Here is a 24,591-nt window from a genome sequence, read left to right as displayed (position 1 = left end):
TCAGCTATCGTATTCCAGTCCGAACTGGGCATAGAGGGCGCGATCGTCGCTCCACCGTTCCTTGACCTCGACATGCAGGAACAGGTGTACGGGTCGATCCAACAATTTCGCCAGTTCCTCACGTGACTTCTGGCCGATCCACTTCAACGTCTGGCCACCCTTGCCCAGGACGATGGCGCGCTGGCCGTCGCGTTCGACGAAGATCGACTGCTCGATGCGCGCCGCCCCATCGGGCATATCTTTGAATTCCGTCGTCACGACCGCCGCCGCATAGGGCAATTCTTCGTGGACGCGCAGGAACAGCTTCTCACGCGTGATTTCGGCAGCCAGGATGCGAACCGGCGCGTCGGCGGCTTGATCCTCCGGATAGAGCCACGGTCCTTCCGGCATCTTTTTCTTAAGCAGGACGCGCAAATCCTTGATGCCATGGCCTTTTTCAGCCGAGATCATCATAACGTCCTCAAAGACGCCCGTCTTGTACAGTTCGTCGGCGATGGCCAGCAGATTTTCACTCTTCATCAGGTCGATCTTGTTAAGGGCCAGGATCGCCTTGGCGCCGCTGTCCTGAAGCCCCTTGACGATCATGTCGACGTCTTCGACCGCCTTGTGGTCAGCACCGGTGGCCTTGATGTCGCCGGTCGGATGCTTGACGGCCAGTTGGGCTGCGGCATCAATCAGCAGCACAATGCAGTCCGCATCCTGAGCGCCGGACCAGGCTGATCTGACCATAGCGCGGTCGAGACGGCGGCGCGGCTTGAAGATGCCCGGCGTGTCGACGAGAATCATCTGGCATTCATCGTCGATAGCGATGCCGCGCACCGGAAAGCGCGTCGTTTGCACCTTCTGCGTCACGATGGATACCTTGGTGCCGACCAGTTGGTTGACCAGGGTCGATTTGCCGGCATTGGGCGCGCCGATGATGGCAACGAAGCCGCAGGTGGTTTGAGTGTCGGTCAATTGAGTTTTTCTCGTTCGATAAGGCCAAGCGCGGCGGCCTTTTCGGCCTCCTGACGGGATTTGCCGGTGGCCGATTGGGGCGGAAGGTCGTCGATACGGACCTCTATGGTGAAAACAGGGGCGTGGTCCGGCCCCTTGCGTGAAATAAGGCTGTAAACGGGTGCGCCCATACGGTTGGCGACCGCCCACTCCTGTAGAAACGACTTCGGATTGGAGCGCCAGACGTCGCCGCTGGCATGGATAGCGGCCGCCCACAAGGGTTTGAAACAGGTCAGTACCGCAGCGTAACCGCCATCGATATAGACGGCCGCCATAAGCGCTTCGCAAGCGTCGCCCAGAATAGTGGGGTTGGCACGGCCGCCGCTCTTGGTCTCGCCGGCAGCCAGGCGAATCGCCGCACCGAGTTCCAGATGACGTGCGATGTCGGCGCAGGTTTCGCGGCTGACCAGGGTGTGAAACCGTCGCGACAGTTCACCTTCGGTCGCTTCCGGTAGAACCTCCATCAGGGTTTCTGCGATCATCAGCCCGAGAACACGGTCGCCAAGAAATTCCAGACGCTCATTATCGGCCATCTTGCGCGCGCCTTCGGCCACGCTGGCGTGTGTCAGGGCCAGTTCAAGCAATTCCGGCTTCTGAAACCTATAGCCGAGATTACGTTGCAAGGCATCGATCGCCTTCAGGCGCAGATTGGACTCTTTGGACGGGGACACGCGGGCGTTCATCGGCTGGCTTTACAACAACCCTCGGCCTTTGGCAAACGCGCGTCCCGTAATGAGATCGGGAATCAGTGCAGCGATTTGAAGAAACGATCCCAGTGGAAGTTCAGCCAGGTCCACGGCTTCCACAAGGACGAGCCTTCCTTCCATGACATCAGAATAAGGACCGCGCGCCCTTCGAGGTTTTCAGCTGGCACAAAGCCCACGCCCGGCTCATAGGGATCGTCCGGCGAGAAGCGGCTGTCCAGCGAGTTATCGCGGTTATCGCCCATCATGAAATACTGACCGGCCGGCACGATAAACTCACCTGTGTCGTCGGCACGGCCATCCTTGACCATGTCCTGCATCAGGTGGGTCCGGCCGTCGGGCAATTGTTCGCGATAGGCCGTGGCAAATCGGGGGGAGAAGCCCTTGGCTTCAACCGGCCCAAGCTCAGTGTTCGGCACGGGCTTGCCATTGATATAGAGTTGGTCCTTGCGCATCTGGACCGTGTCGCCCGGCAGGCCGATGACACGCTTGATATAGTCCGTCTTGTTGTCACGCGGCAGCTTGAAGACCACGATATCGCCACGCTTAGGCGCATGCTCCATGATCCGACCCTTTATAAAGGGCACGGTGATCGGGAAGGAATATTTCGAAATACCGTAATCCCACTTGGAGACGATAATATAATCGCCTTCGTACAGATTAGGCTCCATGGACGCCGACGGGATGGTGAACGGCTGGAACAGGAAGGTGCGCAGAATCATGACCAGTATCAGGGCGACGGCAACGACGCTGAAGATTTCCTTGGCTTCGTCGATGGCGACCTGCTTGGTGTCGCGCGTGTCGACGACCTCTTCGTCATCGCTGTCATCGTCGGCAGACGTGGTCGCCTGATGGTCTATCCGTCCGGCGGCATTGGCCGCAGCGGCAATCGCCTCGTTTGCTGTATCGTCGCTTTTCGCCATAAGGATCGCCCCCAAAAGCCGTCTGTAACCTGCGGGCACGTACCCGTTTCGAGTGTCAACTAACCACAGATTATGGCAAGCACAAGGCTCTTTTCCTCGCGCCGGGCCTTGCCACATTAAACCTTGTTCAGAATCAAGGGGCTCTACAATGCTTCTATTACGGCATAGGCGGTAGCGTATGGATCCTCATCGCTGAGCGAGAGGTGTATATGCGCCGCCCTACCCTCCGGAACGACACCGCGCAAAACATCCGCCGCGGCGCCATGCATTAGGACATGCGGTTTGCCGAGTGGGCCTGACACCACCTCAATATCGGTAAAGAAGAAGCCGCGCACCCCTGTCCCCATGGCTTTGGCGACCGCTTCCTTTGCGGCAAAGCGTTTGGCAAAACTCAGACGCGGACGCGCTGCCGCCAAGGCATGGGCCTGTTCGTCGGGCGTAAAAACCCGATTGAGAAAGCGGGTTTCGAACTTTTCCATCGACGATTCAATCCGTCGGGAATCGCACAGATCGACGCCAATGCCGACAATCACGCCACGACCTCGGCGTGGGCCACGTCGATCAATTCACGCATGCGACGTAGAGAGGCTTCCAATCCAATAAAGATGGCTTCCCCGATCAGGAAATGGCCGATATTCAACTCACGAATATGCGGAATGCGCGCGATGTAGGCGACCGTCTCATAATCAATCCCGTGACCGGCATGAACTTCTATACCCCGTTCATGGGCACGTTCAACCGCCTGACGCAAGCGGTTCAATTCATGGTCGAAAACGGTCTGTTGCCCGTCGCGGAAAGCATCACAAAGCGCGCCGGTATGAAACTCCACCACCGGCGCCTTGACCGACGCGGCGGCGTCGATTTGAGCCGGATCGGTCGCAATAAACAGCGAGGTACGGATACCGGCATCGTTCAACCGCGACACCGCCTTGCCGACCCAATTGTGCTGGCCCGCGACGTCCAGCCCGCCCTCGGTCGTGCGTTCCTGTCGACGTTCCGGAACCAGGCAGGCGGCGTGCGGTTTCATCGCCACGGCCATCTCGACCATTTCCTCGGTGATGGCCATCTCGAAATTGAGCGGACGGCCAAAGTCGTCGCACACCGCCTTGAGCGCGAGAATGTCCTTGTCGACAATATGCCGACGGTCCTCACGCAGGTGCGCGGTGATGCCATCCACGCCCGCCGCCAGCGCCAGTTGCGCGGCGCGCACCGGATCGGGTGCGTGACCGCCGCGCGCATTGCGCACGGTGGCGACATGATCGACATTCAGTCCCAGGCGTATGCGTTCGGACATCGATCAGGCCTTTGCCAGACGGCGACTGCCGGGGTCTTCGACCGGTATTGCGGCCAATTCCGGCGGCAAGTTATCGGCGGGATAGGCTGGCACCTCAAGCGAAGCCAGGGCGATCAGCGGCACACCGACGTCAGCCTTGCCGCCGGAACGGTCAACAATGCAGGCGGCGGCAACCACGTCACCACCGGCATCCTTGATGGCGGCGATGCATTCGCGCGACGACAAGCCGGTTGTCACAATATCTTCGACCATGACCACCTTCTGGCCCGGCTCGATATGGAACCCGCGACGCAACTTGAAAACGCCGCCCTCGCGTTCGACATACATGGACGGCACGCCCAGGTGCCGGGCGGTTTCATATCCCGGAATAATCCCACCGACGGCGGGCGAGATGGCAACATCGACTTCGCCGACTTGGGCGACGATCTTCTGCGCCAGCGCCTTACACAGACGCTCGCACCGATCAGCGTTCATGAAAACGAGATTCTTTTGCAGAAACATCGGGCTATGCAAGCCGCTGGAGAGGACAAAATGCCCTTCGCGCAAGGCGTTGGCGGCACGGAACTCGTTGATCACGTCTTCACTGGTCATGCGGTAATCCTTTTCTATGCCGCGTATTTAGCGCGTTCGGCCGGGATTTAAAACCACGATTGATGACGAATTGTAAGGACGCCTATCCCCTCACCCGATCGACGCTTTCGATCATGGGGGATGTCCGCAAAGCTGCCGAAATATTGGTGATATGACGGGCATCCAGCACTTCGATATCGAAATCGACGTCGAGAAAATCCATCAGCTCGGCGTTTATGGCGATATTGATGATGTTGCCCTTGGCTTCACCGATCAAGGTACAGGCCTGCCCCAGCACGCCGGGCTTATTCTGCATGTTGACCCTAAGGCGCGCCACGCTCAGCGTGTTTTTCTCGGCATTAAGCGTCCAATGCAGATCGATCCAGTTTTCGTCCTGCGACTCAAGCGCCTCAAGTTGCTCGCATTCGATCGAATGGACATGCACCGCGTCACCTTCGACGAAACCGACGATGCGGTCGCCCGGCACCGGATAGCAGCATTTGGAGAAGATGACCTTGTGTTGTTCGCGCAGGGCGCTGCCGCGCACGAAGGCCGCGCCACCGATACCATCCTTGATGCGCGTCAAGGTATCGGTCGTCAGCATAAGCGGCAGTTTCAGGCCAGGGAAAATGGCTTCCAGTATCTTTGCCGGAAATATCTTGCCCCGTCCGCACAGTTCAAACAGGGCGTCCTCGTTCGCGACATGGAACCGCTCGAAGGCCGGCCGCCAGCTGATGTCCTCCAGCCGCTTATCGACCTGGGCAGCGGCGCGTTCGATGGCAGCGCGACCCAGCTTGATGAAGTCACCGGCTTCGCGCTGACGCAGATGACGGCGGATTGCCGACCGCGCCCGGCCTGTGACCGTCAGAGAAAACCAGTCCTGATTGACGCGCGATTCCAGCCCCGTCAGGATTTCGACCTGATCGCCGTTCTGCAATACCGTGCGCAACGGCTTGTGCTCGCCATTGATCAGGCAGCCTATGGCGGTCTCGCCGACCTGGGTATGAACGGCAAAGGCGAAATCGAGCGGCATGGCGCCGCGCGGCAGGGAAATCAGCCGCCCCTTCGGCGAGAAGCAGAAGACCTGATCGAGATACATCTCCATCTTGGCATGTTCGACCCAATCCTCGCTGTCGCCGCCATTTTCAACGATGGTGACGATATTGCGTAGTGAATTGATAGGATTGCGCCCACCTTCACGCGTTGCCGCCTCTTCGTCGAACCCGTAAGCCTGGTTCTTGTAACCCCAGTGCGCAGCCACGCCCTCTTCGGCGATGCGATCCATTTCCTCGGTTCGGATCTGCAACTCGATGCGCGTCCCCTTGTGACCGACGACAGTGGTATGCAGGGATTTGTAGTTGTTGGACTTCGGCGTCGAAATGAAGTCCTTGAAACGCTCCTGCACGCACGGCCAGGCACGATGCATGATGCCGAGCGCACGATAGCATTCCTCGACATTGTTCACGACGACGCGGAAGGCGTAGATATCCGACAACTGCGCAAAGCCGACCGATTTGCGCTGAAGCTTTTTCCAGATCGAATAGGGCGACTTTTCCCGACCGGAGACGCGGGCCGAAATGCCCTGCTTTTCCAGTTTGGCGGCGACATCGCGGGCGATGGCAGCGATGGTCGCCCCCTTTTCCGTACGCATTTCTTCGAGGCGATGAATAATCGCCTGATGCGCAAGGGGGTTTATGAAAGAAAAGGCCAGGTCTTCGAGTTCGGTCGCGAAGCGGTTGCACCCGATGGACCGCGCCAGCGGGGCGTAGACTTCCAGGGTTTCACGGCTGATGCGTTCGCGCTTTTCCGGCGCCACGAAATGCAGTGTACGCATATTGTGCAGACGGTCGGCCAGCTTGACCAACAGGACGCGTATATCCTTCGAGATCGCCAGTATGAACTTGCGCAGATTTTCCGACTGCTTGGTATATTCCGACTGCAATTCCAGGCGGGTCAACTTGGTGACGCCTTCGACCATGTTGGCCACGTCTTCACCGAACTTTTCGGCGATTTCCTCACGCGTGGCCGGCGTGTCCTCGATCGTGTCGTGCAGCAGTGCAGTGGCGATAGCCGCCGCGTCCAACTTATAGTCGGTCAGAATTCCGGCCACCTCGATAGGGTGAGCGAAGTACGGATCGCCGGACGCACGCAGCTGCGCGCCATGCATCTTCATGGCATAGACATAGGCGCGGTTGAGCATCGCTTCGTCAACCGTCGGGTCGTAAGCCGCGACGCGGTCGATTAATTCGATCTGACGCAGGAATTTCGGACGATTAGGCGCAGGCGTCGCATTGGCTGAGGTCACGGGCGCAGCGACAGATCCGGCGCTGGTTGTTTCGGACGCCTGGCTGGCTTTCTCCAGTATTTGCTCACCTTCTGAGGACATATGCGACGCTGATTCCCATTACAGACCCGAAGCCTACATGAGACCGGGTTAAAAGTGTCTCACAGCTTCATCATTTCACAAGCAAAAAAGGCCCCGGACCGCGTCCGGAGCCTATTTATATATGGCGTTTTCCGTGGCTTTCGCCAGAGTGTGCCTAGTAGCGCTCTTCCTGGCCACCATCGCGATCGGATTGCAAGGCGCGGATAAGGTCGCCTTCCGACATTTGCTGGTGCTGGGGATCAGCCAGCAGGGCCAGGGTTTCAGCTTCTTCCTCGGCTTCGGTACGCTCATCGACACGTTGCAGCGAGGCGATCAGGCTTTCCGTCAAAGAACTGGGCTCAATGGCACCATCGGCGATTTCGCGCAGCGAGACCACCGGGTTCTTGTCGTTGTCGCGATCAACAAGGATGGACGAACCTGAAGAAATGGCGCGGGCGCGGTGGGCGGCCAACAGAACGAGGTTGAAACGATTATCGATCTTTTCGACGCAATCTTCGACGGTGACGCGGGCCATGAAGCACCTCAATAAAAGTAAAGACTCCGCTTGGCCTGCTCGCTGTGTGGGCGGCCATCGGGCGAAGTCGCAAAAGTCATGAACCGCAGCCCATAGCGCGTGTCGGGGGAAAACACAAGATATACTTACAGATAACCGAACGCCAGCGTGGGCGTTCATTCGATACATCCCGGCTCGCTCTGGCGCACCCCGACTTTCCATTGACTTGCCGCCCCTGTTCGTGACATGAACCGCGCCATGATCGCACACCTTCGCCAGCTCGCGCTTATTCGTTGCCTGATCGCTTGATAGCGGTCAGGATTTCGTCGCGACGCGTCTTTCGGCTTTTTCCCCGTTTTCGGGTTTGATCATGACCTCTCTTCTGCTACTCACCCTACGAATTCGCGCCAGCTCACGGGCGTGCGCCAGCCTGTGAGCGGAGACTTTTCGCGCGTCATCCGAATACGATCATTTCCGAAGTAAGGGTTCCTGCCCATGATGCTGTCCAATCCCGCCAATAAATACCGCCCGTTCGAACCGGGTATCGACATGTCCGACCGCACCTGGCCGTCCAAAACGACCACGAAGGCGCCGCGCTGGCTGTCCACCGATCTGCGCGACGGCAATCAGGCGCTCGCCGATCCCATGGATGTCGAGAAGAAGATGATGTTCTTCAATCTTCTGGTGAAAATAGGCCTGAAGGAGATCGAGGTCGGCTTCCCGTCCGCTTCCCAGACGGAGTTCGACTTTGTACGCAAGCTGATCGACGAAAACCTGGTACCCGACGATGTCACAATCCAGGTCCTGGTCCAGGCGCGCGAAGACCTGATCAAGCGCACCTTCGAAGCTCTGCGCGGCGCCAAGAAGGCCATTGTGCACCTGTACAACGCCACCTCCCCGCTCTTCCGCCGCGTCGTCTTCGACCGCAGCCAAGCGGAAGTCATCCAGTTGTCGGTCGACGGTATGCGTCTGCTGCGCGAAGAAGCAGCCAAACAGCCACAAACCCAATGGGGATTTGAATATAGCCCCGAAACCTTCACCGCCACGGAACCGGAATTTGCGCTGGAAGTCTGCGAAGCGGTCATCAAGGTCGTCGAGCCGACACCGGAAAACCCGCTAATCCTGAACCTGCCAGCCACGGTCGAAGTGGCCGGGCCGCACATCTATGCCGATCAGATCGAATGGTTCTGCCGCCACGTCTCCAAGCGCGACAGCGTCATTATCAGCCTGCACCCGCACAATGACCGTGGCACCGGTATCGCCGCGGCCGAACTGGGACTGCTGGCGGGCGCCGATCGCATCGAAGGCTGTCTGTTCGGCAATGGCGAGCGGACCGGCAATGTCGATCTGGTAACGCTGGCGCTCAACCTTTACACCCAGGGGGTTTCGCCTGAGCTTGACTTCTCCAACATGCGCGAAGTCGTCGGTACCGTCGTCCACTGCAACAATATCCCTGTGCATCCACGCCATCCCTATGCCGGCGAGTTGGTGTTCACCGCCTTTTCGGGATCGCACCAGGATGCGATCAAGAAGGGCTTCGCCGCCCACGAAAAACGCAATGACGGGTATTGGGAAATGCCGTACCTGCCGATCGATCCGGCGGACCTGGGCGAAAGCTATGAAGCGGTCATCCGCGTCAATTCTCAATCGGGAAAGGGGGGGATAGCGTGGATACTTGAGCAAAATCATGGTCTGAAGCTACCCCGCCGGTTTCAGGTAGACTTTTCCCGTAAGGTTCAGGACATCACCGACGCCTCCGCCAAGGAAGTCAGCGGCGCCGAATTGTGGGATGCCTTCCAGGCGGCTTACCACCTGACCGGGCCGCAAGCCTATGAACTGATCGAATACGACCACAAGGGTCCGGTTCGGTCCGGCGCCCAACGCACCTTCGTCGGCCGTATCATCAAGGATGGTGTCGAAACATCGGTCATTGGCCACGGCAATGGCCTGATTTCCAGCGCCGTACGCGGGTTGAACTCGCACTATGACCTGGGTCTGGAAGTCGTCGATTATGCCGAGCACGCGCTTCAGGTCGGCAGCGAAAGCCAGGCGGTTGCCTATGTCGAATGCAAGGCCGGTGATTTGACGGTCTTCGGCGTCGGCATCGACCACGACGTGGCGACGGCCAGCATAAAGGCTGTTTTGTCGGCAGCCAACGCCATTACCAAGGCCGCTTAACGCGTCTCGCGGCGATACTGCAAAGGACTGTGGAAACCGTATGCCCAGGCGCCCCGTTTATGCGCCCGGGCATCGGCTTCTTCGCCCATATAGCGATCGCTGAAGGTGCGATAGTCAACGGCCAGTCCGCGCCGGACCATTTCGCCCCCGATATCAAGTCCAGCCGAGGTCCGGCAAATCGCCACCATACGACCATAAGGGTCTACATCCTGCTGTTCGCAGGACACGGCCTGGTTCCGCGTCAAAGCCTGCAACACGCGCCGGGCTTCGACGCCACAACGAAAGCGCCCGCAGGTCTGATCGCGTTCGAACGCATCGATCCCGAACAGGCGAATATGTCTACGATTGATCACCACCGTATCGCCGTCGATCACAAAGGCCTTTCCCGTTATGCGAAGCGGCTGTGCCGGCGCCGGTACACAAACCGCCAAACAGACGGCAACACAAAGTGACAACGCGATGGCGGCTTTGCGGTTGCGCTTATGTACCAAACTGTCTAAGCCCGCCGCCATGATTACCCAATTCGCCAATACCTTTGCGCTAACGCACCTCGACATCATGTCCAAGCTTATTTGGGCGTGCAAGACCGTGCGCCTTGGCATGCGCAAAAAATCCTAGGCGACGGCTTCCGATCCACGCCCTTTCCCCAATGGGCGCGGTATCAACGACAGGCGCCCGATCAAGGCTCCTACAAATGTCCGATACAGATGCCCGTAGCAAACAGCCCGCCTGGTTCCTGACCTGGGGCGGCTATATCCTGGCTATGCTCGGCGCGTTTCTGTTCGCCAGCAAGGGCATCTGGATCAAGCTGGCTTACAACCTGCAGATTGACGCCTCGTCCCTCATTGCCCTGAGGCTGGCCTTCGCCACGCCCTTCTTCGTTGTCTTCGGTATTCTGACCTTCCTGCGCGCTCGTGCGAAGGGGACCAACACCCTGCCGCCTATCGATCAGGCTCCAGGCCTGTATATCCGCACCCTGCTTGTCGGCGCACTCGGCTACTGGGTCGCCAGCTATACGGATTTTGAAAGCCTGACGACGCTGTCGCCGCAGTTCGAACGGCTGATCCTGTTCACCTACCCGCTATTCGTGATCCTGTTCGGTGCCCTGTTTTTTAAACAACCGTTCCGCCTTAAGGCCGTCTCGGCCTTCGCCATCAGCTACGCCGGCCTTGCCCTCGTTTTTGTCACCGATCTGACCACCTATGGTTCGATGATCGTGGCCGGTGCGCTGTGGTGCACGATTTCATCCGTCGCCTTCGCGCTTTACCTGCTGCTGGCTAAGCCGCTGATAAAGCGCATGGGGCCGTCGCTATTTACCTCCTGGGCCATGAGCGGCGCGGCCATCGCAACCGGCATTCATTTTCTGATTGTCCACCGCATAAGCGATATCCACCTGACACCGCCGTTGCTGACGCTGGTCATCGGCTTGGCGATCGGTGCCACCGTACTGCCGAGCTACCTGACCAATTTCGCGCTCAGCCGCATCTCGTCCCAGGCCAATGCCATCATCAGCTTCATAAACCCAATTTTCACCCTGGCCATGAGCGCTCTCATCCTTAAACAGCATATCAGCCTGGCCGATGTCGCGGGCACAATACTTGTCCTTGTCGGGGTAGGCGTCTACGTCTGGATTGACCAAGGCTACGCCGCCGCGCAAAAGGCGGCTCAGTCCAACGGATAGGCGTCGCGCCCGACTGTGGCTGTCGTGAACAGGTCTTGCGCGGTCCGCCCTAGAACCGGATGGACCCAGCCGGGCGAAATTTCGGCAAGAGGCCCCATCACAAAGGCGCGATCTGCCGCCCGGGGATGGGGCAAATTCAGTCCGTTTTCCGAAACTGAAACGTGCCGCCCATACGCCACGATATCGAGATCAAGTACGCGCGGTGCATTTCTTTTTTCATCACGAACGCGTCCGTGATCGTGTTCAATATTATGTAATAAATGTAACAATTCATCAGGTTGCAAGGTCGTTTTAATTTGCAAAACGGCGTTCACATATGACGGGTCCTGATTATTTGGCCATGCCATTGACGACCACAAACGTGAAATTTTTGTAACCTGCAATCCGCTCTCGCGCAAATCCTTGACAACGCGCTCAAAAGCTTGCGATGCAGTTTCCGGACCTGATAACAGGTTTGAACCGTAGGCGATGAAGATTGCCTCGGGATCATCTATTTCTGCCATTTTGACCGTATATTTTCAGGATATTGATTGAACTATGAGCTTTTATCCAACTGACCGTATCGCCCTTTTCATCGACGGTGCCAACCTGTATTCCGCTGCCAAGGCGTTGAATTTCGACATCGATTACCGCAAACTGCTCGACGAGTTCCGCAAGCGCGGCATTCTGATCCGGGCCTATTATTACACCGCCCTTGTCGAAGGCGACGATTATTCGCCGATCCGCCCGCTGGTCGACTGGCTGGATTACAACGGCTTTGCCCTTATCACCAAGACGGCCAAGGAATATACCGACAGTCAGGGCCGCAAACGCTGGCGCGGCGATATGGACATAGAGATCGCCTGCGACATGATGGAAATGGCCGAGCATGCCGATCATCTCGTCCTCTTCTCGGGCGACGGTGATTTCCGTCGGCTGCTCGAAGCGGTCCAGCGCAAGGGCGCCCGCGTCACGGTCGTCTCAACCGTCAAATCGTCTCCGCCCATGACATCCGACGAATTGCGCCGCCAGGCGGATACCTTTGTCGATCTGGCCGATCTGGCCACGGTCGTCGGCCGCCCCCGTCAGGCCCATTCCAATCCGCCGAAATTCCTTGGCGCCGAGGACGACTACGACGAAACCGTCTGAGGATTTCCACATTCCGATTTGATTTTTTATCGCCGACGGCGTCATGCTGTCGGCGGTGCTATTCGGAGGCGTCGTCATGCTCGGTCTGAACCTTACCCCTAACAAGTCAGCCACGCCCACAGACATCACACCGGGAATGAAGCCGCTCAGCGACGGCACGCCGATGGGCTTTCTGGCGGTCAGCGATTTCGGACAGGCGCGCGCCTTTTATGAAGGCGTGCTGGGTTTGACGGTGTTCAGCCAGGACGACTACGCACTTGTGCTTCGGTCAGGCTCCACCCTGATAAGACTCACGCGCCCGGAAAAGCTATTTGTCGCGCCCTATACGGTGTTTGGCTGGCAGGTCGTCAATATTGATGACAAGGTCTTCAGCCTGACGGCCGCCGGTATTACCTTTGAACGTTACGAAGCGTTGGGCGCGGCACAAACGCCTCATGGCGTGTGGACCGCGCCATCGGGCGACAAGGTGGCGTGGTTCAAAGACCCGGACGGCAACCTGCTATCGCTGTCGCAGCACTAAAAATTTAACAGATTAGGGACGATAAATGGATTTGGGCATCAAGGGGCGCTACGCCATTGTCTGCGCGTCAAGCCAGGGGCTTGGTCGGGCGTGCGCCACCGAGTTGGCGCGTGCGGGCTGTGTTGTCGTCATAAATGGACGTGACGCAGAAAAGCTGAATGCCGTAGCCGAGGAACTGCGTGAAGAGACAGGGGCCCAAATCATCGCCATTGCCGGCGATGTCGCCAGCCCGGAAACCCAGGCGGCATTGATGGGCGCGGTGCCTCAGGTCGATATCCTGGTCAATAACAATGGCGGCCCGCCCTATCGCGACTTCCGCCAGATCGACCGCGCTGCCATGATCGACGGTGTTACCAACAATATGGTGACGCCCATAGAAATGGTGCAGCGCGTGATCGACGGCATGGTGGCGCGCCAGTTCGGGCGGATCGTCAACATTACCTCCGCCTCGGTCAAGATGCCGCTATCGGGGCTGGACCTATCCAGCGGCGCCCGGGTGGGACTTACTGGCTTTCTCGCGGGTGTCGCGCGTTCGGTGGCCCATGCCAATGTGACGATCAATTTTCTGCTGCCCGGCTCGTTCGACACCAATCGTCAGCTTACGGGGCTGGCGGCCAAAGCCCAACAACAGGGTGTGGCCATAGGCGTCGTCCGTGCTGAGAGCGAAGAGCGGATTCCAGCAAAACGGTTTGGGGAACCGTCGGAGTTCGGCGCCGCCTGCGCCTTCTTGTGCTCGGCCCAAGCGGGCTACATCACGGGCCAGAGCCTCCTGATCGACGGCGGGGCCTATCCAGGCGTACTTTAAACGCGCTCAGCCCTTGTCACGCATAAGGCGCGCCTTGTCGCGCGCCCAATCGCGCTCGGCGGTGGCTTCGCGCTTGTCGTGGTTCTTCTTACCCTTGGCCAAGGCGATTTCCAGCTTCACCCGACCCTTGTCGTTGAAATAGAGGCGCGTCGGGATAATCGTCATGCCTTCCCGCTGGATGGCGATCATGAAGCGACTGATTTCCTTGCGATGTAGCAGCAGCTTACGCGGACGGCGAGGCTCGTGATTGAACCGGTTGGCGTGACCGTAGGGCGGGATATCCGCATTGATCAGGCACAGTTCGTCACCATTTTCGATGCTGACATAGGATTCGGCGATATTGGCGCGACCGGATCGCAAGGCCTTGACCTCGGTACCGGTCAGCGAAATACCCGCCTCGGTATTCTGCTCAAGGAAATAATCAAAACGCGCGCGGCGATTGTCGGCAATTGTCTTGTTGGTGGTGAGTTCTGCCATCAGGCTTGTTCCAGTTCCAGACCGGCCAGCGCCAGGGCCTTGTCGACCAATGGGCGCACAGCTTGCGAACAGGCGACGATGGGCAAACGAACCTCATCCGTGCACAGGCCCAGGCGGCTCATGGCATATTTGGTCGGCGATGGCGACGAATCGGCGAAAAGCACCTTGTGCAGGGTGATCAGCTTGTCCTGCCATTGACGTGCGGTGTCGAACGCGCCTTGATTGGCAGCTTCGTACATGGCGACCACCTGGGCTGGCGCGACATTGGACGTTACGGAAATGACGCCATGGCCGCCGTGCGCCATATAGCCAAGCAAGGTCGGATCGTCACCCGAGATGTAGGAGAAGGTGCTGTCGATTTCGAGGCGCATCTGGCTCAGGCGTTCGATTTCACCTGTCGCGTCCTTGATGCCGACAATGTTGGGCAACTTCGCCAGCCGCGCAATCGTTTCATTGCTCATATCAACAACCGTGCGCCCCGGCACATTGTAGAGCAACACAGGAATCTGAACTGCGTCGTTCAACGCCTTGAAATGCTGATACAAACCTTCCTGCGACGGCTTGTTATAGTACGGTGCCACAACCAACACCGCGTCCGCCCCAACCGCCTTGGCGTGGTGGGCCAGTTCCAGCGTTTCGGCCGTATTGTTTGAGCCCGCCCCGGCGATCACCTTTATGCGACCGGCCACCTTTTTGACGCATAATTCGACGACGTTACGATGCTCTTCCATACTCAGGGTCGAGGTTTCGCCGGTTGTCCCGACCGGCACCACGCCGTGAACGCCGGAGGCAATCTGATGCTCTATTATGGCTTCGAATGCAGCGTAATCCACCTCACCGCCTTTGAACGGCGTTACCAAAGCCGTGATGACGCCGCGAAACAGGGGAAGGTCAGTGGAATGGGTCATTGAGGTAGGCCTTTAACGCCGGAAAAAGCTGTAATCGGGGCATGTTTTTGCCCACAGAGAATATAAAAAATAGCCATAGATAAGCAAAGCTTTTGCTGCAATGTCTTTCTAAAAAGAAACTATAGCCTATAGTCCGTAGCCGACGTTTTTGACAAATGCCTTTGGCCAGACACAGGAAGATCATGCCTCAAACTGACCGCCCGACCCGCTCCAATCTCATCCGACTGCGCAAGATCGCCCTGGTCGCGGGGGTAAGCCTCATAAGCCTGTGCACCTTGCAACCCGTGGCGGCCCAGGACGACCCGGCGCCCGACGTCAACGGCATTCCGCAAGGCACCGTCTTCACGCCCATGGATACGGCGCGCCCCTATATACCGTCGGGCATGACCGAAGCGGATTCGCAAACCCTGCGGTCCGCCTTGTCGGCCGTAAAGGCACGCAATTTCACCCAGGCCGATTCGCTAGGGTCGCAATTGTCCAATCCGATTGCGCGCAAGATCGTCACCTGGACGATCATAAACAATGACGGCAATATCTATGGCTTCGCCGCTCTTGATGCGGCGCGGCGCGACCTGTGGGGATGGCCGCGCGAGCAAAAGCGCCAGATTGCTGCCGAAAAACTCATCACGACCTCTGGCATGACGCCGCAACAGATCGTCGACTGGTTCAAAGGCGCGCCGCCCCAAAGCACGGAAGGCGCATCCGCCCTGATCACCGCCTATGGCAACCTGACGCGCACGGAGGACGCACGCGCCCTGGCTCGCAACTGGTGGCGCACCAAGGTGTTCGATGCCATGACGCAGGCCAACTTCTATCAGGCCTTCGGCACCTATCTGACCCAGGACGATCATAAGGCGCGGCTGATCTGTCTGGAGCTCAATATCCAGTCGGGCGCCTCGCAGGCCATCCGGGATGTCGCCGCTATGGCCGGGCAGCGCGATGCCGATATCGCCAATGCCGTTATCGCCATGCGCACCAGCGCGGCCAGTGCAGATGCGCTGTATCAAACTGCCCTCGCCGGCGATCCCCACAATCAGGTCCTGGCCTTCGCGCGCGCCAAATATCTGTCGGGCAAGGGGTTGGAAGCGCTCGGCTTCCCGCTTCTGGCCGACCTGCCGCCCGCCTCTGCCAGCCCGGATGCCGCAAGCCAGCTCTATTCGCTGCGCTGGAGCTACTTCAAATCGGCTCTCAAGGCGCGCAATTATCGCGCTGCCTACGACGCCATGAATGGCGGCGGGTTCGAGCCCGGGGAAGCCAAGGCCGAAGCCGAATTCTTCGCTGGCTGGGTGGCCATGATCAAGCTCAATGACGCCAATGCCGCCATCAGCCATTTCCAGAGCCTGGCTACGGCCGGCACCTCTCCCATCACCCAGGGCCGGGCCAATTACTGGTTGGGGCGCGCCTACGAAAAACGCAATAATCCTGCCGTGAACGGCATGGACTCCGACGCAGCCACGGCCCAACGCTATTATGCCAAGGGCGGGCAGTACATCTACGCCTTCTATGGTCAGCTGGCAGCGGAAAAAGCCGGCCAGAAAACCATCACCATTGGCAAGGACCCGGTGCCTTCGCGGGCTGACAAGGATCGCTTCGAAAGCCGCGACATGATCAAGGCTGCCCGCATGCTTGGGCAAATGGGCGAACTGGACCTGTTCCGCGCCCTTGTTTTACATCTCGACGACATTTTGCCCAATGCCGAGGAAGAAGCCTTATTGGTCGATCTTGTCGGGTCTTACGATTCGCAATTGATGGCCATGAAGGTAGCGCGCGTATCGATGCAGCGCGGTTTCTATCTGCCCGAACGCGCTTACCCCCTGCGCGCTGTTCCTGACGTCCCTGGTCCGGAAAAGGCGTTTGTCCTGGCTATCACCCGTCAGGAATCCAGCTTCGACCCCAGCGTTCGCTCCCACGCCAATGCGCGCGGCATGATGCAACTCATTCCGTCGACAGCCCGCGCCGTCGCCAATCGGATGAATCTCGGCTACAGCGAGGCGCGCCTGTATGAACCCGACTACAATATGACGCTGGGCACCTACCACCTCGGGGAACTGGTCAACCGCTTCAACGGATCATACGTCATGGCCGCCGCCGGCTACAATGCCGGCCCCAGCCGAATGCAGACCTGGGTCAGTGATTGCGGCGATCCACGCGGTGACGGCGCCGACGCCTTGTCATTCATCGAATGCCATCCGTTCACCGAAACGCGCAACTACATGATGCGTGTGACGGAAAACATGCGCGTTTATCGCGCCCGTCTCAACGGCGGCACAGCAGCCCTTACCGCCATGGCGGATGTCACCCGCGGCACGCCCGGACAGATTGGCCCCTTCACCGGGGCTGAATTCAGCGATACCGAACAACCGGACGCGCCAATCGGCTATCTCGATTATCAGAAGGCTCAGACGACCAATCCGCAGGTGGCGCAACAGCTGACCGCGCAGCCGCGCGCCGCAGCGACGGAGCCGGTAAAGGCCGTGGCAGAACCGACAACCCATAAGAAAAAAGAAACCACATCGAAGAAGAAGTCCGCAACCGGCCATCACGCGTCTGAACACAAGAAGACCACAGCCAAAAAGAAGAAGGCGAAACGGGACTGAGTTCGTGCCCTGCGCTTACAGCCGCGGCCGGCTTTCAAGCCTCAGGGCCCCATCGACCAATTCACCGTCGAGATTAAAAACATCCGACAACAGCCTGGGTACAAATATTTTTTCCGGCTGATCCATCTTGATCAGCCGGCCTTCCTTCATCAGCAAAACCGAATCGGCGAACTGTGCCGCCAGATGCAGGTCATGCAAACTCAGGACGACGGTCTGACCACTTTCAGCCCGCGCTTTTAGCCGGATCAGCACCTGACGTTGCCAGGCCGGGTCCAGCGCGATCAGCGGCTCATCAAGCAACAGTACTTTTGCCGGTCCAGCCAGAACACGCGCCAGCAAGACGCGTGCGCGTTGCCCGCCCGACAGGCTGAATACGCCCCTGTCCGAAACCTCCTGAAGCCCCAGGGCCTGCAATTCCGCGAACGCCGCCCGCCGGGCCTGTTCTGGCGATAGGTGCGGCGCGCCCAGTGCCGCAATATCGACGCAGCTCAGATCCCAGGCGATGCTGCGGTCCTGCGGCAAGTAGGCCATTTGCTCGGCCCGCCGCGCCTGGGTAATATATTTCAGGTCGCGACCATCCAGACGGATAGCCCCGGATTGCAAAGGCAGCAACGAAGCCATGGCCTTCAACAACGTCGTCTTTCCGGCACCATTAGGGCCTACGATGATATACAGGCTGCCGGGGGCCAGTTCGGCGCTGACCGCGTGGACGACGGTCTCGTGACCGAGAGCGACAGTGACCTTGTCGATTGAAAGCTGTGTCATCAATCCTGCATCCAACTTCTGGCGCTCTTGTAGGCCAATATAGCGAACAAGGGCGCACCGACCAGTGAGGTCAGGACCCCCAGATGTACGTCGGCTGTCGGCGGCAGGAGCCGTGTCAGTCCATCGGACAGCAAGACCATAAGTCCGCCGGTCAGGGCCGACGGCCAGATGAGCGTATAAGGATCCTTGATACCGAAGGCACGAACGAAGTGCGGCGCCGCCAGGCCGACAAAGCCAATTACGCCGGCAACCGATACGGCAAGCCCCGCCAATAAGGACGAGCCAATCACTACCACCTGGGTCAGCCGCGTCATATCCACCCCCATCGACCGCGCGGTTTCTTCCCCCAATGTCAGGAGGCGCAGCCCCTTGCCCAAAGTCAAATTAAGCAGACCCGCGGCAGCCAAACCGAAGATACAGATCAGGACATCAAACCAGCTACGGTTCTGGACCGAGCCCATCATCCAGTTCATGATCTCGGACAGGGTGACAGGCGACGGCGCCAGATTGAAGACAAGGGACATCAGGGCGCCGCACAGGGCGGAAAGCCCTACACCCAGCAGGATAAGTGATTGCCGCTGCGGGAACCGTTGCACGAATATGAGCAGCACGATTGCCACAATCACGGCGCCCCCAAGAGCAAAGCTTTCCACGGCGAACGGAACAAGGCCCAAGCCGAATACGATGGCCAGCGACGCGCCCAGCCCCGATCCGGCCGAAACGCCCAGCAAGCCAGGCTCGGCCAAGGGGTTCCGCAAAAGCCCCTGCATTAATGCACCGCTCATACCCAGCATCGCGCCGACACCGACGGCCACCAGGTTGCGCGGCATGCGAATGCCCCAGACAATTTCCGCCCCGATGGAATTCCAGTGGATGAGTGCGTCCAGCCACATGTGCCCATTGAGAGCGATATCGCCAAACAACATCAAGACAATGAGCAAAAGCCCGATGGCGATACCCACCACAGCATTAAAAGCGGTCTGGGACACATGCATTAGAAACCGGCCTTTCCGCTACCGACATGGATTGGCGTTTTCGAAACTCGAACCAAATCGTAAGCCGTGAACCAGCCATTGCAACTCAAAGCCTGACGCGGCAGGACAATATGCGGGGTGTCGGCGATACGGGCGCGGATCAGCGGGTTTCGGCCGGGCACGCGGCGCATGGCATAGGCATCATCATAGAAGGCCAGGGCAAAGACGTCAGGCTTCTTGCTCAGCAAGACTTCCGGAGACAAATAGAAATACCCCTTGTCCTGAGTTTCCAGCTTGAAACCGAGCCGGCGCAGCATGTCCCCGGTCATCGTGTCCGGTCCGGCACTGTAGCCCGATGGCGTGTAGTAAAGGATAGAGCGCCCGCGTCCCAGTGGCTGAATATCCGCCAGAGCCAGATCGAAACGGCGCGCCTCGATTTGGGCGCTGGCCTCCTGATCGAGTTCATGACCAACGCGGAACAGCTCAGATTTCGCCTGATCATAATTGCTTATATCATTGATATTGATAATTTTTATATGACGCCGCTCCAACGCCTTGATCAGATTTAAATCACCGCCCCACGTGCGAACCACCACATCGGGATTGAGGGCCAGAATAGATTCGATGCGCGGCTTTATACGCCGGACATATTCGGCCCGCTCGCGAAAATTGGAATCGGGCAAGGCCGATCGTTCCGACAGAGCCAATATCTGATCGCGCGGCACAAGCCCAAGGACATACTGATCCGCGCACATGTCGAGCGAGACGACGGTCAGGGCACGAACATCCCCCTTAGGCGCAAACGTCCGCGACACGGCAGGGCCAGTCACACATAGGCTGGCGGCAAGCATGAGGCTGGCCGTAGGGCATACGCCGGTTCGTTTCCGTTTGTGCAGCCCCAATTGCGGCCGATATCCTGTCGTCAAACTGGTCATCCCGGTTCAAAAGCCGCGCCCCATAGCAGCACCCGATTTCGTAACGAAATTCCCCGGAAGGAACCCAGTCATGGGCACAGTGCTGCAGGCATTCAAACAAAAATGGTTTTATAAGGATTCTGCCGTCACCGATACAGCTTTCCATATGGCCCCAAGGCGAGCTTTTGACTTTACGAATACCGGGCAAACGCTTATGGCGTTTGCATGATTATCAATGATACGCCAACTACCTTGCGCACCAAAGCGTGGGCTGACTATGCGCTCGTCGATTCCGGCGACGGCAAGAAGCTGGAACGCTACGGAGATTACCTGGTCATACGACCGGAACCGCAGTGCTGGTGGGCGCCGAAATACCCCCAGGTCTGGGATAAGGCCGACGCCATATTCGATCCGCAAGGCGAAGACGACGAAGGCAACTGGCGCTTCAGCCGGCGGCCGGACGATCAATGGTCTCTTGCCTGGGACAGTGTCAAATTCTATGGCCGTTTCACCAATTTCCGTCACCTGGCTTTCTTTCCGGAACAGGCCGCCAACTGGGCATGGCAAAAAGACGTTATCGCCCGGCGTAACGCCCCGCGCATCCTGAACCTGTTTGGCTATACCGGCGTCGCGAGTCTGGTTGCCGCCGCGGCGGGCGCCAAAGTGACCCACGTCGACGCGTCGAAAAAGGCGATCGGTTGGGCCCGCGATAACGCTGCCCTGTCGGGTATGGCCGACGCCCCCATTCGCTGGATTTGCGAAGACGCCCGTAAATATGTCCAGCGCGAGGTCAAGCGCGGTTCCAAGTACGAAGGCATTATCCTCGATCCACCCAAATACGGGCGCGGGCCGACCGGCGAGGTCTGGCGGTTGTTCGAAGACCTGCCCGAAATGATCCATCTGTGCGCCCAGTTGCTGAGCGATGACGCCGCCTTCCTGTTGCTCAACGCCTACGCCGCGCGCGTTTCGGGACCGGCACTGGCGCATCTGGTCGCCGAGGCCGTCGGCCCGCAAAAAGGCGGCCGTGTCGACTATGGCGAACTGACCCTGATCGAAGATGCCAAACCGCCGAAGGGACAGCGCGCCGCCGACATAGCCCCGCGCGAAATCGGCCTCAGCTTTTTTGCCCGCTGGATGGGTGGGTCCGCGAAATGATCAAACAAATTACGTCGCTGACCAACCAGACGGTCAAGGATATCCGCGCCCTGCATATGCGCAAGGAACGCGAAGTCACCGGGCAATTCCTGGCCGAAGGGTTGAAGATCATCATCGATGCGCTGGACCAAGGATTTGCACCGCAAATTCTGGTCTATGGCAAGGATGCCGATCATCATCCCCTTCTAAAACGTGCCATCGATGAAACGCTTCATTCCAATGGCGAAGTTCTGGAAGTAACCCACGAAATCCTTGAGAAAATTTCACGCAAGGATAATCCACAGATGGTGGTGGCGGTGTTCGCCCAGATCGTCAAGACACTGGCCGATATCGATCCATCTTCCAACGACGTCTGGGTGGCCTTGGAACAGGTGCGCGATCCCGGCAATCTCGGCACCATCATTCGCACGGCAGACGGCGCCGGCATAGGCGGGGTCATCCTGATCGGGGATTGCGTCGATCCGTTCTCTGTCGAAACCGTACGGGCGACGATGGGCTCGATTTTCGCCCTGCCGATCGTCAAATGTACGCGCGAAGCGTTCCTGAACGACCGACCGCGCTGGACCGGCTCGGTCGTGGGAACCTTGCTGACCGCTACACACAATCACCGCACCGCGCCATATGCCCGACCGACCCTGCTTCTGATGGGGACCGAACAATCGGGCCTGACTCCAGAGGTGGCCGCAGCCTGCGACCTGCATGTAAAGATCCCGATGAAGGGTCGTGCCGACAGCCTGAACCTATCAGTCGCGACCGGCATAATGATCTACGCTGCAGCGGGCCTATGACAATCGGCAAGATCAAGCTTGATGGCTTCCTGACCGGCATGGTGCTGGCCATCATCCTGGCAGCTCTGTTTCCAGGGCCTGGTGCCGAAGGCGGCGTGCTGCAACCGGAATTGCTGACCAAGCTCGGCATCGCCCTGGTCTTCTTTCTCAACGGCGCCCTGCTGTCCTTTGCCGCTCTGCGCGACGGCATCATGCGCTGGCGGCTACACCTGATCATACAGGGCACCACCTTCGTCCTTTTTCCGTTGATTGGCCTGGCGTTGCTGGCTGTTGCCGGCCGGTGGATCACGCCGGACCTGCGCATCGGCCTGTTCTACCTCTGCGCCCTGCCCTCGACCATCTCGTCCTCGGTCGCGATGACGGCCGCCGCGCGGGGCAATGTGCCTGTTGCCTTGTTCAATGCCAGCCTGTCCAGCCCGCTGGGCATTCTCATCACCCCTTTATGGATGAGCCTGCTTCTTCAAACTTCGGGACAAACCCTTGATGTGTGGAGTATTTTCATCGATCTTACCTGCTGGCTGGTGCTTCCGCTGGTGGCCGGCCAGATCGCCCGGCCGCTTATCGGCGCGTGGTTGCAACGCCATCGTAAATGGGCCCAGTTTGCCGACCGCGGCACCATCATCCTGCTGGTCTACACCTCGTTCTGCGATTCTTTCGCCAAGAATATCTGGAGCGGCAATTCGCCCATTACCCTGGGCCTGACCATTGCGGCGACGCTCGGCTTGTTTTTTCTTGTCTTGCTGTTGCTATGGAAATTATGCGACCGCTTTGGCATCGCGCCTGCCTTCAGGTCAGCCATTGTCTTTTGCGGCACCAAGAAAAGCCTGGCGTCCGGCGTTCCCATGGCGCATCTGATATTTGCAGGAAATCCCGGTCTTGGGCTGATCCTCCTGCCCATCATGATATACCACCCGCTTCAGCTAATGATCTGTACGCCTCTGGCCAACCGGTGGGCAAAAGAGACACAGGACGCAGAAATGCCTGCTGAAGCTTGATAATTAAAAAGAATTAAGGTGGATTTGGTTCATATAGCGTTCATAGAGCCACTCTTAAGTTCGATATCGAGGGGGCGCATCCGGCGTCTCAACCGAAAGACACCGCTATGAAATCCATCGTCATCAAATTGGCCTGCGTTGCCGCACTGGCCGCCAGCTTGACCGGCTGCATCATGTATGTCAGCCCTGATCGTGACTATGACTCGTCGCCACCGGCCAGCGCCAAAGAAAAGCCGGCCGATGTCATGTCAAGCTCGCCTTCGTTTTAAGTATCTGGCATTCTAGTATTGGGGAAAACCATGAAATCCATCGCTATCAAACTTGTTCTCGCCGCCGTTCTGGCTTCGTCCCTGTCGGGCTGCATCATTGTCGACCGCAGTGGCTCCCACTTCACATACAGCCGCTAAGGCCGTATCGGGAATCACACCCCCAACCGTAAGGCGCCGCTAAAAACGGCGCCTTTGTCGTTTACAATGTCCGCCATCGCCCGTAGCGTGCGCGATAGATCTCTTGTGGAGTACGTCATGAAAAAGCTCATTCTGAAACTCATCGTCCTGCCGTTCATCGGCGTCGCCTTCGCCGGCTGCATCACCATCTAATCAGGCCAGCCAAGTCAGGCGGGCAAGCCCGTTACGCATAGGCATAAGGGCCGCCGCGCTTAAGGGCCGCTTGGTAAGCAGGGCGGGCATGAATAGCCTTTAGCCAGGCCTCTATGGCCGGCTTGTCCTGCGCCAGTTTGCGTGTCGATGCCGCTTCGATCGGAAAACTCATCATGATGTCGGCCGCGCTGAATTCCGCGCCGGCAAACCATGGCGCCTTGTTAAGCGCCTGCTCCCAGAAATCGACATTGGCCTTCAGGTTTGGGGTCACCAGGCTCTTATCGATCGAATTGGCGATACCTGACGCCACCGGCAGCAGGATCAGGGGCGTCCGCTTGCGTATCTGCGTGGTGATCAGTTTGAGCAGCAAAGGCGTCATCGCAGAACCTTCGGAATAATACATCCAATAGGTATAGCTGAACCGGTCTTCGGTTCCTGCCGGCGGGATCAGCTTGCCGGCGCCGTATGTCGTCACCAGATAATCGATAATGGCCCCCGTTTCCGCGATGGTCCTCAGGCCATCGGTTATAACCGGCGCCTTACCCAGTGGGTGGACCGCCTTGAGTTCCGCCGGCGCCAGCATACGCTTGTCGCGCTTGTATTTCTTGACCTCATAGGTGAGGCCGAGTTCCTCCAGCAGCCACAGAATGCGTTGCGAACGGGAATTGTCGAGGTGATGGACGGTGATCATGGCAAACTCCTTTTCGACCTTATACGCGTGGCTCGCATAAAGGATTAATC

Annotated in this window: 27 protein-coding genes; 11 read left to right on the top strand and 16 right to left on the bottom strand. The window is 58.5% G+C overall.

Going from position 1 to position 24,591, the window contains the following annotated elements; all coding sequences use genetic code 11:
* From era to rpoZ, 8 genes are all read right to left on the bottom strand, one after another.
* The gene (era, locus tag RCJ00_RS00290; RefSeq protein ID WP_023459046.1) at positions 1-957 is read right to left on the bottom strand and encodes a GTPase Era; all 957 of its coding nucleotides are present in this window, start codon (positions 955-957) and stop codon (positions 1-3) included.
* On the bottom strand, positions 954-1,679 hold the full coding sequence (gene rnc / locus RCJ00_RS00285) for a ribonuclease III (protein WP_316219594.1): 726 nt from the start codon (positions 1,677-1,679) through the stop codon (positions 954-956). Before rnc ends, era begins: the two co-directional genes overlap by 4 nt.
* A 62-nt stretch (positions 1,680-1,741) precedes the next feature.
* Positions 1,742-2,623 (bottom strand): signal peptidase I, encoded by an 882-nt coding sequence (gene lepB / locus RCJ00_RS00280; protein WP_316219593.1) that lies wholly within the window; start codon positions 2,621-2,623, stop codon positions 1,742-1,744.
* A 143-nt stretch (positions 2,624-2,766) separates the two neighbouring features.
* Entirely contained in the window at positions 2,767-3,156 is a 390-nt protein-coding gene (gene acpS / locus RCJ00_RS00275) for a holo-ACP synthase (RefSeq protein ID WP_316219592.1), read from the bottom strand.
* A complete protein-coding gene (locus tag RCJ00_RS00270) occupies positions 3,153-3,917 on the bottom strand; it encodes a pyridoxine 5'-phosphate synthase (protein WP_316219591.1) in 765 nt (254 codons plus the stop codon). Before RCJ00_RS00270 ends, acpS begins: the two co-directional genes overlap by 4 nt.
* A gap of 3 nt (positions 3,918-3,920) precedes the next feature.
* Entirely contained in the window at positions 3,921-4,508 is a 588-nt protein-coding gene (gene pyrE, locus RCJ00_RS00265; protein ID WP_316219590.1) for an orotate phosphoribosyltransferase, read from the bottom strand.
* Positions 4,509-4,590: 82 nt separating this feature from the next.
* Positions 4,591-6,873, bottom strand: coding sequence for a RelA/SpoT family protein (locus RCJ00_RS00260; RefSeq protein WP_316219589.1), 2,283 nt, complete (start codon positions 6,871-6,873; stop codon positions 4,591-4,593).
* A gap of 154 nt (positions 6,874-7,027) precedes the next feature.
* Positions 7,028-7,387, bottom strand: a complete 360-nt coding sequence (gene rpoZ, locus RCJ00_RS00255) for a DNA-directed RNA polymerase subunit omega (RefSeq protein WP_023459039.1) — start codon at positions 7,385-7,387, stop codon at positions 7,028-7,030.
* 474 nt (positions 7,388-7,861) lie between these two features.
* On the opposite strand from rpoZ, the gene leuA reads away from it, so the two are divergent.
* Positions 7,862-9,544: a 2-isopropylmalate synthase gene (leuA, locus tag RCJ00_RS00250; RefSeq protein ID WP_316219588.1), complete on the top strand. Its 1,683-nt coding sequence runs from the start codon at positions 7,862-7,864 to the stop codon at positions 9,542-9,544.
* Here the strand turns inward: leuA and RCJ00_RS00245 are convergent.
* A complete protein-coding gene (locus RCJ00_RS00245; RefSeq protein WP_316219587.1) occupies positions 9,541-9,918 on the bottom strand; it encodes a thermonuclease family protein in 378 nt (125 codons plus the stop codon). The two genes, leuA and RCJ00_RS00245, sit on opposite strands and share 4 nt — an antisense overlap.
* A 320-nt stretch (positions 9,919-10,238) precedes the next feature.
* Between RCJ00_RS00245 and RCJ00_RS00240 the strand changes: the two genes are divergently transcribed.
* Positions 10,239-11,225, top strand: coding sequence for a DMT family transporter (locus tag RCJ00_RS00240; RefSeq protein WP_316219586.1), 987 nt, complete (start codon positions 10,239-10,241; stop codon positions 11,223-11,225).
* On the opposite strand, the gene folK is transcribed toward RCJ00_RS00240, so the two are convergent.
* On the bottom strand, positions 11,210-11,728 hold the full coding sequence (gene folK, locus RCJ00_RS00235) for a 2-amino-4-hydroxy-6-hydroxymethyldihydropteridine diphosphokinase (RefSeq protein ID WP_316219585.1): 519 nt from the start codon (positions 11,726-11,728) through the stop codon (positions 11,210-11,212). The genes RCJ00_RS00240 and folK overlap by 16 nt on opposite strands.
* A 34-nt stretch (positions 11,729-11,762) precedes the next feature.
* Here folK and RCJ00_RS00230 point away from each other — a divergent pair, with 34 nt between their 5' ends.
* From RCJ00_RS00230 to RCJ00_RS00220, 3 genes are all read left to right on the top strand, one after another.
* Positions 11,763-12,353, top strand: a complete 591-nt coding sequence (locus RCJ00_RS00230; protein ID WP_316219584.1) for a LabA-like NYN domain-containing protein — start codon at positions 11,763-11,765, stop codon at positions 12,351-12,353.
* A gap of 76 nt (positions 12,354-12,429) precedes the next feature.
* Positions 12,430-12,873: a VOC family protein gene (locus RCJ00_RS00225; protein WP_316219583.1), complete on the top strand. Its 444-nt coding sequence runs from the start codon at positions 12,430-12,432 to the stop codon at positions 12,871-12,873.
* Between the two features lie 25 nt (positions 12,874-12,898).
* The gene (locus RCJ00_RS00220) at positions 12,899-13,678 is read left to right on the top strand and encodes an SDR family oxidoreductase (RefSeq protein ID WP_316219582.1); all 780 of its coding nucleotides are present in this window, start codon (positions 12,899-12,901) and stop codon (positions 13,676-13,678) included.
* 6 nt (positions 13,679-13,684) lie between these two features.
* Here the strand turns inward: RCJ00_RS00220 and smpB are convergent, their stop codons facing one another.
* Together smpB and dapA are read right to left on the bottom strand one after the other, a co-directional pair.
* On the bottom strand, positions 13,685-14,155 hold the full coding sequence (gene smpB, locus RCJ00_RS00215) for an SsrA-binding protein SmpB (RefSeq protein WP_023459030.1): 471 nt from the start codon (positions 14,153-14,155) through the stop codon (positions 13,685-13,687).
* Positions 14,155-15,063: a 4-hydroxy-tetrahydrodipicolinate synthase gene (gene dapA / locus RCJ00_RS00210; RefSeq protein WP_316219581.1), complete on the bottom strand. Its 909-nt coding sequence runs from the start codon at positions 15,061-15,063 to the stop codon at positions 14,155-14,157. The genes smpB and dapA overlap by 1 nt, the downstream gene beginning before the upstream one ends.
* Positions 15,064-15,245: 182 nt before the next feature.
* Here dapA and RCJ00_RS00205 point away from each other — a divergent pair, with 182 nt between their 5' ends.
* The gene (locus RCJ00_RS00205; protein WP_316219580.1) at positions 15,246-17,660 is read left to right on the top strand and encodes a lytic transglycosylase domain-containing protein; all 2,415 of its coding nucleotides are present in this window, start codon (positions 15,246-15,248) and stop codon (positions 17,658-17,660) included.
* Positions 17,661-17,675: 15 nt separating this feature from the next.
* Here the strand turns inward: RCJ00_RS00205 and RCJ00_RS00200 are convergent, their stop codons facing one another.
* The 3 genes from RCJ00_RS00200 to RCJ00_RS00190 are packed head-to-tail and all read right to left on the bottom strand — an operon-like array spanning position 17,676 to position 20,250.
* A complete protein-coding gene (locus tag RCJ00_RS00200) occupies positions 17,676-18,425 on the bottom strand; it encodes an ABC transporter ATP-binding protein (RefSeq protein WP_316219579.1) in 750 nt (249 codons plus the stop codon).
* Positions 18,425-19,420 carry a FecCD family ABC transporter permease gene (locus tag RCJ00_RS00195; RefSeq protein WP_316219578.1) on the bottom strand — a complete coding sequence of 332 codons (996 nt, stop codon included), beginning with the start codon at positions 19,418-19,420 and terminating at the stop codon, positions 18,425-18,427. Before RCJ00_RS00195 ends, RCJ00_RS00200 begins: the two co-directional genes overlap by 1 nt.
* Positions 19,420-20,250 carry a TroA family protein gene (locus RCJ00_RS00190; RefSeq protein WP_316219577.1) on the bottom strand — a complete coding sequence of 277 codons (831 nt, stop codon included), beginning with the start codon at positions 20,248-20,250 and terminating at the stop codon, positions 19,420-19,422. The genes RCJ00_RS00195 and RCJ00_RS00190 overlap by 1 nt, the downstream gene beginning before the upstream one ends.
* 288 nt (positions 20,251-20,538) lie before the next feature.
* Between RCJ00_RS00190 and RCJ00_RS00185 the strand changes: the two genes are divergently transcribed.
* The 5 genes from RCJ00_RS00185 (at position 20,539) to RCJ00_RS00165 (ending at position 23,850) form a co-directional block, all read left to right on the top strand.
* Entirely contained in the window at positions 20,539-21,468 is a 930-nt protein-coding gene (locus tag RCJ00_RS00185) for a class I SAM-dependent methyltransferase (RefSeq protein WP_316219576.1), read from the top strand.
* Positions 21,465-22,256 carry a TrmH family RNA methyltransferase gene (locus RCJ00_RS00180; RefSeq protein ID WP_316219575.1) on the top strand — a complete coding sequence of 264 codons (792 nt, stop codon included), beginning with the start codon at positions 21,465-21,467 and terminating at the stop codon, positions 22,254-22,256. The genes RCJ00_RS00185 and RCJ00_RS00180 overlap by 4 nt, the downstream gene beginning before the upstream one ends.
* The gene (locus RCJ00_RS00175) at positions 22,253-23,251 is read left to right on the top strand and encodes a bile acid:sodium symporter family protein (RefSeq protein WP_316219574.1); all 999 of its coding nucleotides are present in this window, start codon (positions 22,253-22,255) and stop codon (positions 23,249-23,251) included. The genes RCJ00_RS00180 and RCJ00_RS00175 overlap by 4 nt, the downstream gene beginning before the upstream one ends.
* Before the next feature lie 107 nt (positions 23,252-23,358).
* Complete coding sequence (locus RCJ00_RS00170) at positions 23,359-23,520, top strand: hypothetical protein (protein ID WP_023459021.1); 162 nt, start codon at positions 23,359-23,361, stop codon at positions 23,518-23,520.
* Between the two features lie 204 nt (positions 23,521-23,724).
* Positions 23,725-23,850, top strand: a complete 126-nt coding sequence (locus RCJ00_RS00165) for a hypothetical protein (RefSeq protein WP_316219573.1) — start codon at positions 23,725-23,727, stop codon at positions 23,848-23,850.
* Between the two features lie 31 nt (positions 23,851-23,881).
* Here RCJ00_RS00165 and RCJ00_RS00160 read toward each other — a convergent pair whose 3' ends face one another.
* The gene (locus RCJ00_RS00160) at positions 23,882-24,541 is read right to left on the bottom strand and encodes a glutathione S-transferase (protein ID WP_316219572.1); all 660 of its coding nucleotides are present in this window, start codon (positions 24,539-24,541) and stop codon (positions 23,882-23,884) included.
* Positions 24,542-24,591: the final 50 nt, after the last annotated feature.

Source organism: Asticcacaulis aquihabitans (assembly GCF_032490435.1).
GTDB lineage: Bacteria > Pseudomonadota > Alphaproteobacteria > Caulobacterales > Caulobacteraceae > Asticcacaulis.
This window is presented reverse-complemented; position numbering and strand designations above follow the sequence as displayed.